Below are 14,495 nucleotides of genomic sequence, written 5' to 3'. Positions count from 1 at the left end.
TTTCCGGATCATGCTGTACAGCGGGAGTTCTCATGAGCCTGAAATACGCGGTCGGCGATCTCACCATCCATCGCGTCATCGAGCAGGAGACCTCGTTCGTCCCGGCGCTGGAAATGCTGCCGGGATTGACGGCCGAGGTGCTGGCCGAGAACCGGGACTGGATGCGGCAGGCCAAGGCGCTGGACGAGCAGGACGTACTGCTCCTGTGCTTCCAGTCCTATGTGGTGAAGACGCCGCACCACACCATTTTGATCGATAGCTGCATCGGCAACGACAAGCCGCGCCCCAATCGTCCGAAATGGAACATGAAGACCGACGACACCTACTTGCGCGGACTCAACGCCGCCGGGTTCGCGGTCGACGACATCGATTTCGTGATGTGCACGCATCTGCATGTCGATCACGTCGGCTGGAACACGCGGCTCGAGAACGGCCGCTGGGTGCCGACCTTCCCCAAGGCGCGCTACGTCTTCGCCAAGCAGGAATACGATCACTGGTTCGCGGAGAATGCCAAGACGGAGATCCCGCCCTTCGCCGACAGCGTGCTGCCGGTGGTCGAGGCCAGGCGCCACGAGCTGGTCGGCAATGATCACCAGATCGGCGATCACGTCCGCATCATGCCGACGCCGGGCCACACGCCTGGCCACATCGCCATCGCGATGGGCCGCGGGAAGGACGACGCTGTGTTCTCCGGCGACCTCATGCACTCGCCGCTGCAAACGCATTATCCGGAGCTGTCGATCAAGTTCGACGCCGATCAGGCCAAGGCGGCCACGACGCGCCGGAGCTTTCTCGAACGCTATTGCGACACCGACACGCTGTGCTGCACCGCGCATTTTCCGTCACCGTCGGTGGGGAAGATCCGGCGCAAGGGCAACGCGTTCGTGTGTGCAGCGGTGTGATGTAAGGCGGTTGCACCGCGAACTCCCATCCTCCCCTGGAGGGGGAGGATCGGTTCGTATGCAGCGAAGCGGAATGCGAACCGAGGTGGGGTGACGGTCTCTCCACAACGGACGCTGCCTGTGTTGAGAGATCACCCCACCCCGCTCGCGCTTCGCGCGATCGACCCTCCCCCTCCAGGGGAGGGTAAGGAGGAAATAATGACAACACTCCCAAACATCCCTCTCCCCGCCGGAATCCGCTCGCGCTATGTCGACGGCATCAACGACTTGCGCATGCACGTGCTCGAAGCCGGCTTCGAGACCAAGGGGCGGCCTTGTATCCTGTTGCTGCACGGCTTTCCCGAGCTCGCCTTCTCCTGGCGCAAGGTGATGCCGGCGCTGGCCGCGGCCGGCTATCACGTGATCGCGCCGGACCAGCGCGGCTACGGCCGCACCACGGGCTGGACCGCCGATTACGACGGCGATCTCACGCCGTTCTCGCTCCTCAACCTCGTGCGCGACGCGCTCGCCCTGGTGTCGGCGTTCGGCTACCGGCAGGTCGATCTCGCCGGGCATGATTTCGGCAGCCCGGTCGCGGCCTGGTGCGCGCTGATCCGGCCCGACGTGTTTCGCTCGGTGACACTGATGAGCGCGCCGTTCGGCGGGGCGCCACCGATGCCCTTCAACACCGTCGACAGTCCGGCAAAGCCGCCAGCGGAAGACCCCGTGCATCGCGAGCTCGCCGCGCTGCCGCGTCCGCGAATTCACTATCAATGGTATTACGCGACGCGGCCGGCCAACGCGGACATGCAGCACGCGCCGCAGGGCGTGCACGATTTCCTCCGCGCCTACTATCACCACAAGAGTGCGGACTGGACCGACAACAAGCCATATCCGCTGAAGTCGTGGTCCGCGGGCGAGCTCGCCAAGCTGCCGACCTACTACGTGATGGACGCGGGCGAGACCATGGCCGAGACGGTTGCGAAGGAGATGCCCTCGCCGGCCGCGATCGCCGCCAACCAATGGCTGCCGGACAGCGACCTCGCCTATTACAGCGCCGAATACGGCCGCACCGGATTCCAGGGGGGCTTGCAATGGTACCGCTACGGCACGTCGGGCATGCTCAACAGCGAGATGCAGCTGTTTGCGGGCCGCAGCATCGACGTGCCCTCCTGCTTCATCTCGGGCAAGCAGGATTGGGGCACCTATCAGCGCCCCGGCGGGTTCGAAGCGATGCAGGGGCGCGGCTGCACGAAGATGCTCGGCTGTCACCTCGTCGACGGCGCCGGCCATTGGGTGCAGCAGGAACAGCCGGCCGAGGTGAGCCGCCTGCTGCTCGATTTTCTGACGAAAGCCGGCGCGGCCTGATTTGACCCGGGAACCACGGCGCCCTATATAGTTTAGAATAGTTCTAAACTACTGGAACAGGGCCGCCGTGAAGAATTTTGCCGATCTGACCGAGCGCGAGGTGCTTGCGGTCGCGATCTCCTCCGAGGAGGAGGACAGCCGCATCTACATGACCTTCGCCGAGGATCTGAGGGAGCGTTATCCGGATTCGGCCAAGATCTTCGAGCAGATGGCCGAAGAAGAGCGCGGGCATCGTCACATGCTGCTGGAGACGTACGAGCAGCGTTTCGGTCCGCACCTGCCTCCCATCCGCCGCGAGGACGTCAAGGGCTTCCTGCGTCGCCGCCCGGTCTGGCTCACCAAGAACCTGTCGCTCGACACCATCCGCAGGGAAGTCGAGACGATGGAAATGCAGGCCGAGCGCTTTTATGTGAAGGCCGCCGAACAGGCGCAGGATGTCGGCGTGCGCCGTTTGCTCGGTGATCTCGCCGAAGCCGAGAAGGGCCACGAAGAGATGGCCTCAAAGCTGGCGGACCAGATCCTCAGCCCCGATGTGCGCGCGGAGGAAGATCGGACCAACCGCCGCATGTTCGTGCTGCAATATGTGCAGCCGGGCCTCGCCGGCCTGATGGACGGATCGGTCTCGACGCTGGCGCCGCTGTTCGCCGCGGCTTTCGCCACGCACCAGAACTGGCAGACGTTTCTGGTCGGTCTCGCCGCGTCGATCGGCGCCGGCATCAGCATGGGTTTTGCGGAGGCGCTGTCCGACGACGGCTCGCTGACCGGGCGCGGCTCGCCATGGCTGCGCGGCATCACCTGCGGCGCTATGACGACCCTCGGCGGGCTCGGCCACACCCTGCCTTATCTCGTCCCAGACAGCTGGCCGAACGCATTCTGGATCGCGACGGGAGTAGCCGGCGTCGTCGTGTTCTTCGAATTGTGGGCAATCGCCTTCATCCGCGCGCGCTACATGGACACGCCGTTCCTCCAGGCCGTGTTCCAGATCGTGCTCGGCGGCGCGATCGTGCTGGCGGTCGGGATATTGATCGGGGCGGCGTAGGCAGCCAGCCTCACACTCGCAGTCATCGCCCGCCTTGTGCGCAATTGCGCACCGGAGCGGGCGATCCAGTACGCCGCGGCCTATCGCTTCAATCACAACCCTCTCGGAGTACTGGATCGCCCGGTCAAGCCGGGCGATGACACCGACTTTTGGGCGTCCGCCCGACGAGCCTCACCGGCATATCAATCGCGATCAAACGGCGGTTGCGGCATTCGGCCAAACTGCGCATCATCCTTTCAGGGAAGCGCAGGAGCATGTCGTGGCGAAATCGGAATGGAGTTTCAAGAGCGCGGTCGAGCTGTCGGCCGCGTTGGCCGCAAGGAAAGTCTCCGCGGTCGAGCTCACGCGGGATGCGATCGACCGCATCGAACGGCACGACGGCAAGGTCAACGCGATCTGCGTCCGGGATTTCGAGCGCGCGCTGAGCGCTGCGCGTGACGCGGATGGAGCGTTGGCTCGCGGCGAAAGAAAGCCGCTGCTCGGCCTGCCCATGACGGTGAAGGAATCCTACAACATTGCGGGCCTGCCGACGACCTGGGGCATTCCTGCGCAAAAAGACTTCATTGCCAAGGAAGATTCTCTGCCGGTCACGCGGGTGAAGGACGCCGGCACCGTCATCGTCGGCAAGACCAACGTGCCGCTCGCGCTCGGCGACTGGCAGAGCTACAACGACATCTACGGCATCACCAACAACCCCTACGATCTCGGCCGCACGCCGGGCGGCTCGTCCGGCGGCTCCTCGGCTGCGCTCGCTGCGGGCTATGGCCCGCTGTCGATCGGCTCCGACATCGGCGGCTCGCTGCGCGTGCCCGCCTTCCATTGCGGCATCTATGCGCACAAGCCGACCTTCAACCTCGTCGCGATGCGCGGGCATGTCGCGCCACCGGCGCCTCATTTGCCGTTCGAGCGCGATCTTTCGGTGATCGGTCCGATGGCGCGCAGTGCCGTCGATCTTTCGCTCGTGCTCGATGTCATGGCCGGGCCGGACCCTATTGAAGCAGGCATCGCCTACCGGCTCGAATTGCCGGCGGCGCGTCATACTGCGTTCAGGGATTTCCGCGTGCTGGTGATCGACACCGACCCGGTGATGCCGACAGACACGGCAGTGCGCGATACCATCAACATGCTGGCCGACAATCTCGCCAAGGCCGGCGTCAGGATTGAGCGCAGCAGCCCATTGCTGCCGGATTTCGCAGCTTCCTCGCGGCTCTATATGCGGATGCTGATGTCGTTCCTCGCAGCAAGTTTTGCGCCTGACGTTTATGCCGGCGCCAGGGCAGCGGCTGCGGCGCTCCCCGAGCGCGACAACAGCCTCGCCGCGGAGCGGCTGCGCGGGATCGCGCTGAGCCATCGCGACTGGGTGGCGGCAAATGCCGGACGCACGCGGCTGCGGGCGCAATGGCGCGAGCTGTTCAAGACGTACGACGCCGTGATCTGCCCGGTGATGCCGACGGCAGCTTATCCGCACGACCATTCGCCGGAGCAGGAGCAGCGCCGCATCAAGATCGACGGCAAGGAGCACATCTATCCCGACCAGCTCGCCTGGCCCGGCATCGCGACGCTGCCTGGTCTGCCTTCCACCGCGATCCCGACGGGCTTTGCGCCTGATGGACTGCCCATCGGCGTGCAGATCGTCGGCCCGTGGCTGGAAGACCGTACGCCGCTCAAGCTCGCCGAGCTGATCGAGCGCGAGTTCGGCGGGTTCGTACCGCCGAAGATGTTTGATGATTAGTGCCGCCGCGTCATTGCGAGCGAAGCGAAGCAATCCAGTCAGTCACTGCGGACAGATTCTGGATTGCTTCGTCGCTTCAGCGCAAAATTGCTTCGCAATTTTGTCGCGAGCTCCTCGCAAATGACGGAGTAAAACAATATTGGGATTCCGGGGCCACGCTCGGCGCGCCCGGAATGACAGGGAGGGAAATGCAATGAGCCAAGACCTCGACCAGCTCACCGCGCTCAACCACGACTATGTCGCCTCCGTACAAAACTGCGACGTCAAACGCTTCGACGAAATCCTGGCGCCGGAGTTCTATTGCTCCAATCCCGACAAGACATTGGTCGATCGCGCAGGCTTCCTGGAGCAGACGGCACGGCCGATCGCGATCCGCAATCTGCATGCGCATGATGTCATCATCCGCATCATGGGCGATTTTGCCATCATCCACGCCGCCACCAGCTTCACCACCGCCGACGGCCAGCAGGCGACGGGGCGGTACACCGATTGCTGGACGAAGAAGAACGGGACGTGGCTCGCGGTATCAGCGCACGTGTCGCGGTGAGTTGAGTTAAGCCATCCTCACACTCCGCTGTCATGCCCCGGCCTTGACCGGGGCATCCAGTACGCCGCGGCCTCTCGGTTCAATCACAACCGTCTCTGGAATACTGGGCGCCCGATCCCGTCTCCGCCAAGGGGCTTCGCCGCGCGAAGAACTCACTCGGCCGCCGAAGCCTTAGCGAAGGCGACAAGAAGGCGGCGAGTCGGGCGATGACACCGAGTGTGACGTCAAAAATCCTTCAGCAGACGCTCGAGGTAATCGAGCTCGATCTGCGGACGCGCGGGATCGCTCAGGCGGCGGCGGAGCTCTTCGAGGATGCGGCGCGCGCGCTGGGCATCGATCTCGCCGGGAATCTTGACCGTGTAGTCGTCGCTGTATTCCTTGCCGCGCAGCGGCCGGCCCAGCGGATCGGTCCGTTCGCCGCCGCTCTGCTGGCGGCCGACAGCCTGACCGGGGCCGTCACCATCGCCCGGATCCTGACCTTCGCCGTTCTGCTGCCCGCCGAGCGCGTCGGCGAGATCCTGCATGCCCTTGCGCAGGGCATCGATAGCCTTGCCTTGCGATGCCGTCGCACCGTCGGCATCGCCCTCACCGATCTGATTGCCGGCATCTCCCATGGCGTTCTCGGCGGCGTCGAAGCCGTCATCGCCATCCTGGTCGCCGTCCTGACCCTGACCTTGGCCCTGCTGACCTTGTTGGCCTTGCTGCCCCGGCTGCTTCTGCCCGCGCTGGCCCTTCTGGCCATCCTGCTGCAAGCCCATCTCGGCGAGCTTCTTCTTGAGGGCCTCCAGCCGCTTCTTCAGTTGCTCCTGCCGGCCCTGCGTGTCCTGCGACCCTTCGCGCGACGCGGAGGGATCGTTCGGATCGGGATAGAGATATTTCTCCATGTCCCTGATAGCCCTGGACTGCTGGCCCACGCTCTCGTCCGAATTCTTGTCCTTCAGGCTGTCGGCGGATTGCTTCATCGACCGCTCGGCGCTGTCGAGCAGTGCATCCAAACTCTTTTGGTCGGCGCGCGACGACTGGGCGAGGCCAAGCGAAGCCGTGGAACAGGACAGCATAAGCACGAGACAGGCCGTGGCCAGCCTTCCGCGTGCGACCTTGCCATTCTGCCAGATTGAGGTGTGTTTCATGAGCTATCTCGCTCCCTGGGATTCACGCCAGGTCCTGAGCTCTTCGCGCAAGGCGTCCTGCTGCTTCGCCAGATCCTCCAGCTGATCGCTGGTCGCGCCGCGCGTCTTCTGCCGCAGCTCTCTCGATTTGCGCAGGATCTCCGCGACCTTGGGCGGCAGAGGTTTTGTGCGCTGACCGCGCTTGGAGTCCTTGCTCTGCCGGTCGGTCTCGTCGCGAAGCGCGTTCTGCTCGCGGAGCAGATCGTTCAGCTCGCGCGCGATCTCGTCCATCTCTTTCTGCTCGGCGCTGGGCGGCCCCGGAGGATTTTCCAATGCGCGGGCCAGGCGGTCCAGCTCGCGCGCCGCCGCTTCGCGGTTGCCGCGCTGGATCAGCCGCTCGATGCGCTTCATCTGGTCGTCGAGGCCGATAGCCGGCCGCGCCAGCGGATTGCTGCGCATCTGCTGCGCGTACTGGCGCATGTAATTGTCCAGCGCGGTCCGCAGATTGTCCATGAGCTTCTTGAGCTCTTCGTCGCTGGCGCCGCGCTGAAGCGCCTGCTTGAGCGCGTCCTGCGCCGCGCGCAACGCCTTCGCGACGTCGCTGATGTTGCCGTCCTCGATCGTCACCGCGAGCGCCCACAGGCTCGCCACGACCTCACGCAGGGAATCGTCGGTGCGCGCCGCCTCGAGCTGGCGTGCGACACTGTGCAGGCCGAGATACTGCCCGGCCTCCGGCGTGAACATCTCGGGCGCGATCATCAGCGCGTCGAGCGCGGCGTAGACATCGGAATTCTTGTTGGCGTCGAGCGCGAGGATGCGGCGTTGCTCGATCAGCGCGCGGGCGAGCGGCTTGGTGAACAGCCGGCCCGGCAAGCGCATGTTGAAGGGCTCGCTCTTCGCCTCGTTGCCGGCCTCGTCCTTGGCGGTGAGCGTCAGCGTCACGTCAGCACCGGAATAGGGGTCTTCGCTGAGGTCCTTCACGGTCTGGCCCACGCCATTGCGTGTCCGCGCGTTGGGCAGGGTGAGCGCGAATTGCGGCGGCTGGAACAGCGGCCGCGCGGCCTTGCCGTCCGCGTCCTTGGTTCCGTCCTTGTCTTCGGTTGCGCGCGGAACGAACTGCGCCGCGGCGCCCGTGACGCCGTAATCGTCCTCGATCTTGTAGGAGAGCTGCAACGCGCCGTAGGCCTGACGCTCGGGATCCTTGGCGAGCGCGATCGTCGGCGCGCGGTCCGGCGTCGCCGCGAAGGCCCATTGCGGCTGGCCGGAAGGCGCGCGGACATGCGCGGTGCCGTCGCCGGTGATGGTAAAATGCTTCTCGTTGGTGCCCTTCGGCGCGGCCTCGGTGGGCGCGACCTCCTTGAGGCCACCGGAGGTGACGACATCGAGGCTGCTACCGGAGGAGCGTACGATCAGGGTCGAGCCGGCCGGAACTGCGAGTGGACCGCTCGCAGGTAGCGCTGCGGCCTCCTTGTTGGCCGCCGACAGGATGACCGGCGGCTTACCGGTGTAGAGCGGCGGGGTGATCCAGGCATCGACGCGGACGTTGGTCGGCGCCAGCACGCCGTTCCAGTCGAACGCAGCACCTAACCGCATCGCGCGCTCGTCGCCGGCGGCGAAGAAGGTCGCGACCAGCATCACCATGACCAGCGCGCGCAGCGCCCAGGGATCGTGCAGGGCGAGGCGCGGATGCGGCAAGCCGGCACGGATGCGCTTGAGCGACGCCAGCGTGCGCTCGCGCTGCGCCTGCCACAGCGCCAGCGCGACCGGATCTTTCGAGCTCAGCGTGTCCGTCAGCGTCGTCGCCGGACGGTGACGGATACCGGAGCCACGGTCGAGCCGGCTCAGAGCCTCGTCGCGGCCCGGCCAGCGGAAACGAATCAGGGGGACCAAAGCAGCGATTGCAATACCGGCAAAAGCCACGAGACCGATGGCACGGATGACGGACGGCAACACCAACCAGAGGCCGGCCCACGACACCACCAGGAAGAGGCCGACGACAGTCAGCACCCGCGCCAGATGTGGCCAGGCACGTTCCCACGCGATGGCATAAATGGCCCGATCAAGGGCCTGCGCCAGCTTCAGCCGCGACAGAGCGTCGCCATCGCGGATCGGGTCTGACGGGTCGGGGGTGACGCCGTTCAATCAACTCTCCAGGTTGCCCGGTAGAGAAGCGTAGCACAACGGCAGCACTGAGGCATCCGTTCCGGTACGGGAGAGACCCCTTTTCCCGCATAACACAAGGACGTGACTGGCCGGGCGCAACCCCGTAATTTCCGCGCGCCATTCCCAAGGAAAGCGCAAGGGAAATAGAGGAAACGCCATGGACAAGAAGATGCACGACAAGGGCCTGGAAGTCCGCAAAGCGGTGCTGGGCGAGGCCTATGTCAACAATGCCCTGAAGAACGTCGACGATTTCAACCGTCCGTTCCAGGAGATGCTCAACGAATATTGCTGGGGCACCGTGTGGGGCCGCGAGGAGCTGCCGCGCAAGACCCGCAGCATGCTCAACATCGCCATGATCGCGATCCTCAACCGTCAGCACGAGTTTCGCGCGCATCTGAAGGGTGCGCTGACCAACGGCGTCTCCCGCGACGAGATCCGCGAGATCCTGATGCAGGTCGCGATCTATGGCGGCATGCCCGCCGCAGTCGACAGCTTTCGCATCGCGCGCGAGGTGTTCGCGGAGATCGACGGCAAGGCGTGAGACCGGCCTCTCCGCCGTCGTCCCGGGGCGCGTCGAGCGCGAGCCCGGGAGGACGAGCGGAGAATGATCGCCGCTTCACATCCAACAAACAACGAAGAAAAAAGAAGGAAACACCATGCACATCGGATTCATCGGCCTCGGAAACATGGGTTTCCCGATGGCACGACGATTGGTCGAGGCGGGGCACAAGCTCGTCGTGTTCGACACGCGCAAGGAGGCCGTCGACAAGCTCGTGGCGCGCGGCGCCACCGCTGCAACCTCGCCGAAGGACGTCGCCGACCAGGTCGAGACTGTCATGGCGAGCCTGCCCTCGCTGCAGGCCTCGCTCGAAGTCGCGACAGGTGCGAACGGCGTGATCGAAGGGAGCCGCGCCAGGCGCTTCATCGATCTCTCCACCGTCGGCTCGACGATGGCGTCGAAGATCCACGGCCTGCTGGCGAAACGCGACATCGTGCAGATCGACTGCCCCGTCTCCGGCGGCGTCGGCGGCGCCGAGAAGGGCACGCTGGCGGTGATGGTCTCAGGGCCCAGAGCCGAGTTCGAGCTGTTGAAGCCCGCGCTCGACGTGATCGGAAAAGTGTTCTTCATCGGCGAGAAGCCGGGCGCGGCGCAGACCATGAAGCTCGCCAACAATTTCCTGTCGGCGACCGCGATCGTGGCCACCTCGGAAGCGGTGGTGATGGGCGTCAAGGCGGGGCTCGATCCCGCCGTGATGATCGACGTCATCAATGCCGGCTCCGGTATGAACACCGCGAGCCGCGACAAGTTTCCGCGCTCAGTGCTGCCGCGGACCTTCGACTTCGGCTTCTCCACGGGGCTGATGGTGAAGGACGTGCGGCTGGCGCTGGAGGAGATGAAGCAGCTCGGCCTGTCGATGGAGGTCGCCGATGCCGTCGGCCGGTTGTGGGAGACCGTGATCAGCGCGGAAGGCGCCGAGTCCGATTTCACCGCGGCGATCAAGCCGATCGAGAAGAAGGCGGGGGTGGTGGTTGGTGGAACGAAGAGTGGATTGGCCGGGAAGTAGCGCTCCGCACTCTCCTCGTCGTCCCGGGGCGCGACTTGTCCGCCGTAGCTAAGAGCGAAGGCGGAAGCGCGAGCCCGGGACCCATAACCACAGGCGGATATGGTAACGGGGACTCGGAGTTCCAGCTTAGCCAAACAACCACTTCTTGTGGTCATGGGTCCCCGCCCCCCGTGCGCAATTGCGCACTAGGCGGGGACGACAGCGAGGATGAGGCGCGGCCTTACCGCCCCTCAATCCCTCACAACCACGGCGCCGGCGTATCCATCGCGATCAGCTGCTCGACCTCGATGCGCGGGCGCACCACGGCGTATTGATCGCCCTTCACCAGCACTTCCGGCACCAGCGGCCGCGTGTTGTAGGTGCCGGCCTGCACCGCGCCATAGGCGCCCGCGGTCATGATGGCGATGAGATCGCCGGGCTTCGGCGTCGGCAGCGTGCGATCCAGTGCGAGATAGTCGCCGGTCTCGCAGACCGGGCCGACGACGTCGGCCATGATCGTGGCGGCGCTCGTGGCCGGCTGCGTCACCGGCAAAATGTCGTGATGCGCCTCGTACAGTGTCGGGCGGATCAAATCGTTCATGGCGGCGTCGATGATGACGAAATTCTTGCCGTCGCCGTGCTTCACATAGATCACCTTGGCGACCAGGATGCCGGCGTTGCCGACGATCATGCGGCCCGGCTCGAACATCAGCGTGCAGCCGAGATTGTGGCTGACGCGCTTGACCATGGCGGCATAGGCGTCGGGCGCGGGCGGCGCCTCGCGGTCCATGTAATAGGGAATGCCGAGGCCGCCGCCGAAATCGACGTGGCTGATGTTGTGACCGTCGGCGCGCAACGTCTGCACGAATTCGGAGAGGATGCGGAACGCGGTCTCCATCTTGGAGAGATCGGTGATCTGGCTGCCGATATGCACGTCGGTGCCGGTGACCTCGATGCCCGGAAGCTTTGCGGCGCGCGCATAGACCTCGCGGGCATAGGCGATCGGAATGCCGAACTTGTTCTCGGACTTGCCGGTCGAGATCTTGGCGTGCGTGCCGGCATCGACGTCCGGATTGACGCGCACGGAGATGCGCGCGGTTTTGCCCATCTCGGTCGCGAGGCGCGACAACAGCTCGAGCTCGGGCTCGGATTCGACGTTGAGGCAGAGGATGTCGGCGGCCAGCGCGGCGCGTAATTCGGTTTCGGTCTTGCCGACGCCGGAGAACAGGATCTTGCTGGCGGGAATGCCGGCGGCAAGCGCGCGCTTCAATTCGCCGCCGGAGACCACGTCGGCGCCGGCCCCGAGCTTGGCTAGCGTGCGCAGCACCGACTGGTTGGAATTCGCCTTCATGGCGTAGCAGACCAGCACCTTCTCGCCGGCGAAGGCGTCGGCGAAGACGCGGTAGTGCCGCTCGAGCGTCGCGGTCGAATAGCAATAGAACGGCGTACCGACGGTTGCGGCCAGCTCGGACAGGTTCACGGCCTCGGCGTGCAGCACGCCGTTGCGATAGTCAAAATGGTTCATGGCGTCGGCTCAGCTATCCCGGCTCATTTTTTGCCGGGAGGTTCGTCCAGGAGCGGGTCGAGGATAAACGATTTCTTCTTGCCCTTGGCGGCCGCAGGCGCCGCGTCCGCACCGTAGGTGGGATTGAACACGCTCGGCGTCCTCTGGGCTTCGGCCTCGGTGTCGGTTGGAGGCGCGACATTGGCCGTGGATGCACTGGAGGCGGTCGGCGGCAGATCCAGCGGGCCCTTACGGCCGCAGCCGGCAAGCGCAAGCGCCGTCAGGCTCAAGACAATGATGGCCCACCCCGAGCCGGCCGGGCGAAACTTTGACGTCACGACGAAATCCCCACTACGCGGGCCGCACCATACAGAGATTGGCGCGCTCTGGCGAGAGCCGGATGACCATGAAACATAAGCGAAATTTTGCCCTCAGCCCAATTTTCGCTCTTTTTCCAGCCGCTTCGCCCAGGCCTTGGCCTGCGACGCCACGTTCTTCGGCGCGGTGCCGCCGAAGCTGGTCCGGCTCTTCACCGACGATTCGACCGAGAGCACGCCGAGCACATCCTTGGTGATCTTGGGCTCAATCGCCTGCATCTCCTTCAGCGGCAGCTCGTGCAGCGCCACCCCGCCCTCGGCGGCCTTGGCCACGATACGGCCGGTGACGTGGTGGGCGTCGCGGAACGGCATCTTCAGCGTCCGCACCAGCCAGTCGGCAAGGTCGGTCGCGGTGGCATAACCCTCGCCCGCCGCCGCCTTCATCTTCGCTTCGTCGGGCACGAGATCGCGGACCATGCCGGTCATGGCGCGGATCGCGAGCGACAGGGCAGCAAAGCCCTCCATCGCGCCCTGCTTGTCCTCCTGCATGTCCTTTTGATAGGCGAGCGGCAGGCCCTTCATCACGATCAGGAGGCCATTGAGCGCGCCGATGACGCGGCCGGTCTTGGCGCGCACGAGCTCGGCGGCATCCGGGTTGCGCTTCTGCGGCATGATCGAGGATCCCGTGGTGAACTTGTCGCTGAGGCGGATGAGACCGACCAGCGGCGAGGTCCAGATCACGATCTCCTCGGCGAAGCGCGACATGTGCACGGCGCAGATCGAGGCCGCCGACAGCGTCTCCAGCACGAAGTCGCGATCGGAGACCGCATCGAGCGAGTTCGCCATCGGGCGGTCGAAACCGAGCGCCTTCGCCGTGGCGTGGCGATCGATCGGGAACGAGGTGCCGGCGAGCGCGGCGGCGCCGAGCGGCGATTCATTGAGCCGCTTGCGGGCGTCCTGGAAACGGCCGCGGTCGCGCGCCGCCATCTCGACATAGGCGAGCAGATGATGGCCGAAGGTCACGGGCTGCGCGGTCTGCAGATGCGTGAAGCCGGGCATGACGGTCGCGGCATGCTCGAGCGCGCGATTGACCAGCGCGGCCTGGAACGCGGCGAGCGCGGCATCGGTCTCGTCGAGAACGTCGCGGACATAGAGACGGAAATCGGTCGCAACCTGGTCGTTGCGCGAGCGCGCGGTGTGCAGCCGGCCGGCGGCGGGGCCGATCAGCTCGGACAGGCGGCTCTCGACGTTCATATGGATATCTTCGAGCGCACGCTTGAACGTGAAGCCGCCCTTGCCGATCTCTGACAAAATCGTGTCTAGACCCTTGCCGATATTTTTCGCATCAGAGCCCGTGATGATGCCCTGCGCGGCAAGCATCGCGGCGTGCGCCTTGGATGCGGCAATGTCCTGGGCGAAGAGGTGACGATCGACGTCGATGGAGACGTTGATCTCTTCCATGATCTCATCGGGACGTTCCGAGAACCGGCCGCCCCACATCTTGTTGCTCATGATCCCCTGCTCACGCCTTGCTTGCCGCTGCTGCCGCACGTTTGCTGGCCGGAGCCAGCCGTATTAAGAGGCCCCTGATAGCCATATCTGCGACCGGATGACAAACGATATGCTCGACAAGACGCCCTCCGCCACGCGCCGGATCCCCCTCGTCATCGCCACCGTGGCGATCGGGGGGCTGGCCGGCTTTGCCGCGCTGTACGGGCTGGGCCTGAACCGGGCGCCCTCTGGCGATCCGGCCTGCCGGGCCGCGGTGGCAACGGCGCAGAAAATCGCCCCCCTCGCCCATGGCGAATTGGCCGCCCTGACCGTGGCGAGCGCGCCGCTAAAACTGCCCGACCTGGTCTTCGAGGACGCCGACGGCAAGCCGAAGAAGCTGTCCGATTTCCGCGGCAAGACGCTGCTGGTCAACCTCTGGGCCACCTGGTGCGTGCCCTGCCGCAAGGAAATGCCGGCGCTGGACGAGCTCCAGGGCAAGCTTTCGGGCCCGAATTTCGAGGTGGTGGCGATCAACATCGACACCCGCGACGCCGAGAAGCCCAAGACGTTCCTGAAAGAGGCCAATCTGACCCGGCTCGGCTATTTTAACGATCAGAAAGCCAAGGTTTTCCAGGATCTTAAGGCCATAGGCCGGGCCTTGGGCATGCCGACCTCGGTGCTAGTCGACCCGCAGGGCTGCGAGATCGCGACGATCGCGGGGCCGGCGGAATGGGCGAGCGAGGACGCGCTCAAGCTGCTCCGGGCAGCGACCGGCAAGGCCGCCGCGTCGCTCTAGGGTG

The 14,495-nt window shown here is 65.2% G+C and carries 13 protein-coding genes; 8 read left to right on the top strand and 5 right to left on the bottom strand.

Going from position 1 to position 14,495, the window contains the following annotated elements; translation table 11 throughout:
• Positions 1-32 precede the first annotated feature (32 nt).
• The 5 genes from OWC48_RS10220 (at position 33) to OWC48_RS10200 (ending at position 5,567) form a co-directional block, all read left to right on the top strand.
• Positions 33-902: an MBL fold metallo-hydrolase gene (locus tag OWC48_RS10220; protein WP_282519868.1), complete on the top strand. Its 870-nt coding sequence runs from the start codon at positions 33-35 to the stop codon at positions 900-902.
• A gap of 198 nt (positions 903-1,100) precedes the next feature.
• Positions 1,101-2,249: an alpha/beta hydrolase gene (locus OWC48_RS10215; protein ID WP_282519867.1), complete on the top strand. Its 1,149-nt coding sequence runs from the start codon at positions 1,101-1,103 to the stop codon at positions 2,247-2,249.
• Between the two features lie 67 nt (positions 2,250-2,316).
• Complete coding sequence (mbfA, locus tag OWC48_RS10210) at positions 2,317-3,288, top strand: iron exporter MbfA (RefSeq protein WP_282519866.1); 972 nt, start codon at positions 2,317-2,319, stop codon at positions 3,286-3,288.
• Between the two features lie 259 nt (positions 3,289-3,547).
• Complete coding sequence (locus OWC48_RS10205) at positions 3,548-5,020, top strand: amidase (RefSeq protein ID WP_282519865.1); 1,473 nt, start codon at positions 3,548-3,550, stop codon at positions 5,018-5,020.
• A 193-nt stretch (positions 5,021-5,213) separates the two neighbouring features.
• Positions 5,214-5,567: a nuclear transport factor 2 family protein gene (locus OWC48_RS10200; protein ID WP_282519864.1), complete on the top strand. Its 354-nt coding sequence runs from the start codon at positions 5,214-5,216 to the stop codon at positions 5,565-5,567.
• 224 nt (positions 5,568-5,791) lie between these two features.
• Here OWC48_RS10200 and OWC48_RS10195 read toward each other — a convergent pair whose 3' ends face one another.
• On the bottom strand, positions 5,792-6,697 hold the full coding sequence (locus OWC48_RS10195) for a DUF4175 family protein (RefSeq protein ID WP_282519863.1): 906 nt from the start codon (positions 6,695-6,697) through the stop codon (positions 5,792-5,794).
• Positions 6,698-6,700: 3 nt separating this feature from the next.
• Positions 6,701-8,818, bottom strand: coding sequence for a TIGR02302 family protein (locus OWC48_RS10190; protein ID WP_282519862.1), 2,118 nt, complete (start codon positions 8,816-8,818; stop codon positions 6,701-6,703).
• Between the two features lie 178 nt (positions 8,819-8,996).
• Between OWC48_RS10190 and OWC48_RS10185 the strand changes: the two genes are divergently transcribed.
• Complete coding sequence (locus tag OWC48_RS10185; protein WP_014491654.1) at positions 8,997-9,380, top strand: carboxymuconolactone decarboxylase family protein; 384 nt, start codon at positions 8,997-8,999, stop codon at positions 9,378-9,380.
• A 115-nt stretch (positions 9,381-9,495) separates the two neighbouring features.
• On the top strand, positions 9,496-10,404 hold the full coding sequence (locus tag OWC48_RS10180; protein WP_282519861.1) for an NAD(P)-dependent oxidoreductase: 909 nt from the start codon (positions 9,496-9,498) through the stop codon (positions 10,402-10,404).
• 238 nt (positions 10,405-10,642) lie between these two features.
• Here OWC48_RS10180 and lysA read toward each other — a convergent pair whose 3' ends face one another.
• From lysA to argH, 3 genes are all read right to left on the bottom strand, one after another.
• Positions 10,643-11,908 (bottom strand): diaminopimelate decarboxylase, encoded by a 1,266-nt coding sequence (gene lysA, locus OWC48_RS10175; protein ID WP_282519860.1) that lies wholly within the window; start codon positions 11,906-11,908, stop codon positions 10,643-10,645.
• A 23-nt stretch (positions 11,909-11,931) separates the two neighbouring features.
• Positions 11,932-12,225, bottom strand: a complete 294-nt coding sequence (locus OWC48_RS10170) for an LPS translocon maturation chaperone LptM (protein WP_282519859.1) — start codon at positions 12,223-12,225, stop codon at positions 11,932-11,934.
• Between the two features lie 93 nt (positions 12,226-12,318).
• Positions 12,319-13,716, bottom strand: coding sequence for an argininosuccinate lyase (gene argH / locus OWC48_RS10165; protein ID WP_071909339.1), 1,398 nt, complete (start codon positions 13,714-13,716; stop codon positions 12,319-12,321).
• 109 nt (positions 13,717-13,825) lie between these two features.
• Between argH and tlpA the strand changes: the two genes are divergently transcribed.
• Positions 13,826-14,491: a thiol:disulfide interchange protein TlpA gene (gene tlpA / locus OWC48_RS10160; protein ID WP_282519858.1), complete on the top strand. Its 666-nt coding sequence runs from the start codon at positions 13,826-13,828 to the stop codon at positions 14,489-14,491.
• Positions 14,492-14,495: the final 4 nt, after the last annotated feature.

The sequence above is a fragment of the Bradyrhizobium sp. Arg816 genome (assembly GCF_029989365.1).
Classification (GTDB): domain Bacteria; phylum Pseudomonadota; class Alphaproteobacteria; order Rhizobiales; family Xanthobacteraceae; genus Bradyrhizobium.
This window is presented reverse-complemented; position numbering and strand designations above follow the sequence as displayed.

What these genes read in the sequence shown, in the direction of transcription:
- OWC48_RS10200 (WP_282519864.1), top strand. Translation starts at nt 5,214, where the DNA reads ATGAGCCAAGACCTCGACCAGCTCACCGCGCTCAACCACGACTATGTC.
- OWC48_RS10180 (WP_282519861.1), top strand. Translation starts at nt 9,496, where the DNA reads ATGCACATCGGATTCATCGGCCTCGGAAACATGGGTTTCCCGATGGCA.
- tlpA (WP_282519858.1), top strand. Translation starts at nt 13,826, where the DNA reads ATGCTCGACAAGACGCCCTCCGCCACGCGCCGGATCCCCCTCGTCATC.
- OWC48_RS10220 (WP_282519868.1), top strand. Translation starts at nt 33, where the DNA reads ATGAGCCTGAAATACGCGGTCGGCGATCTCACCATCCATCGCGTCATC.
- OWC48_RS10185 (WP_014491654.1), top strand. Translation starts at nt 8,997, where the DNA reads ATGGACAAGAAGATGCACGACAAGGGCCTGGAAGTCCGCAAAGCGGTG.
- lysA (WP_282519860.1), bottom strand. Translation starts at nt 11,908, where the DNA reads ATGAACCATTTTGACTATCGCAACGGCGTGCTGCACGCCGAGGCCGTG.
- OWC48_RS10215 (WP_282519867.1), top strand. Translation starts at nt 1,101, where the DNA reads ATGACAACACTCCCAAACATCCCTCTCCCCGCCGGAATCCGCTCGCGC.
- OWC48_RS10195 (WP_282519863.1), bottom strand. Translation starts at nt 6,697, where the DNA reads ATGAAACACACCTCAATCTGGCAGAATGGCAAGGTCGCACGCGGAAGG.
- argH (WP_071909339.1), bottom strand. Translation starts at nt 13,716, where the DNA reads ATGAGCAACAAGATGTGGGGCGGCCGGTTCTCGGAACGTCCCGATGAG.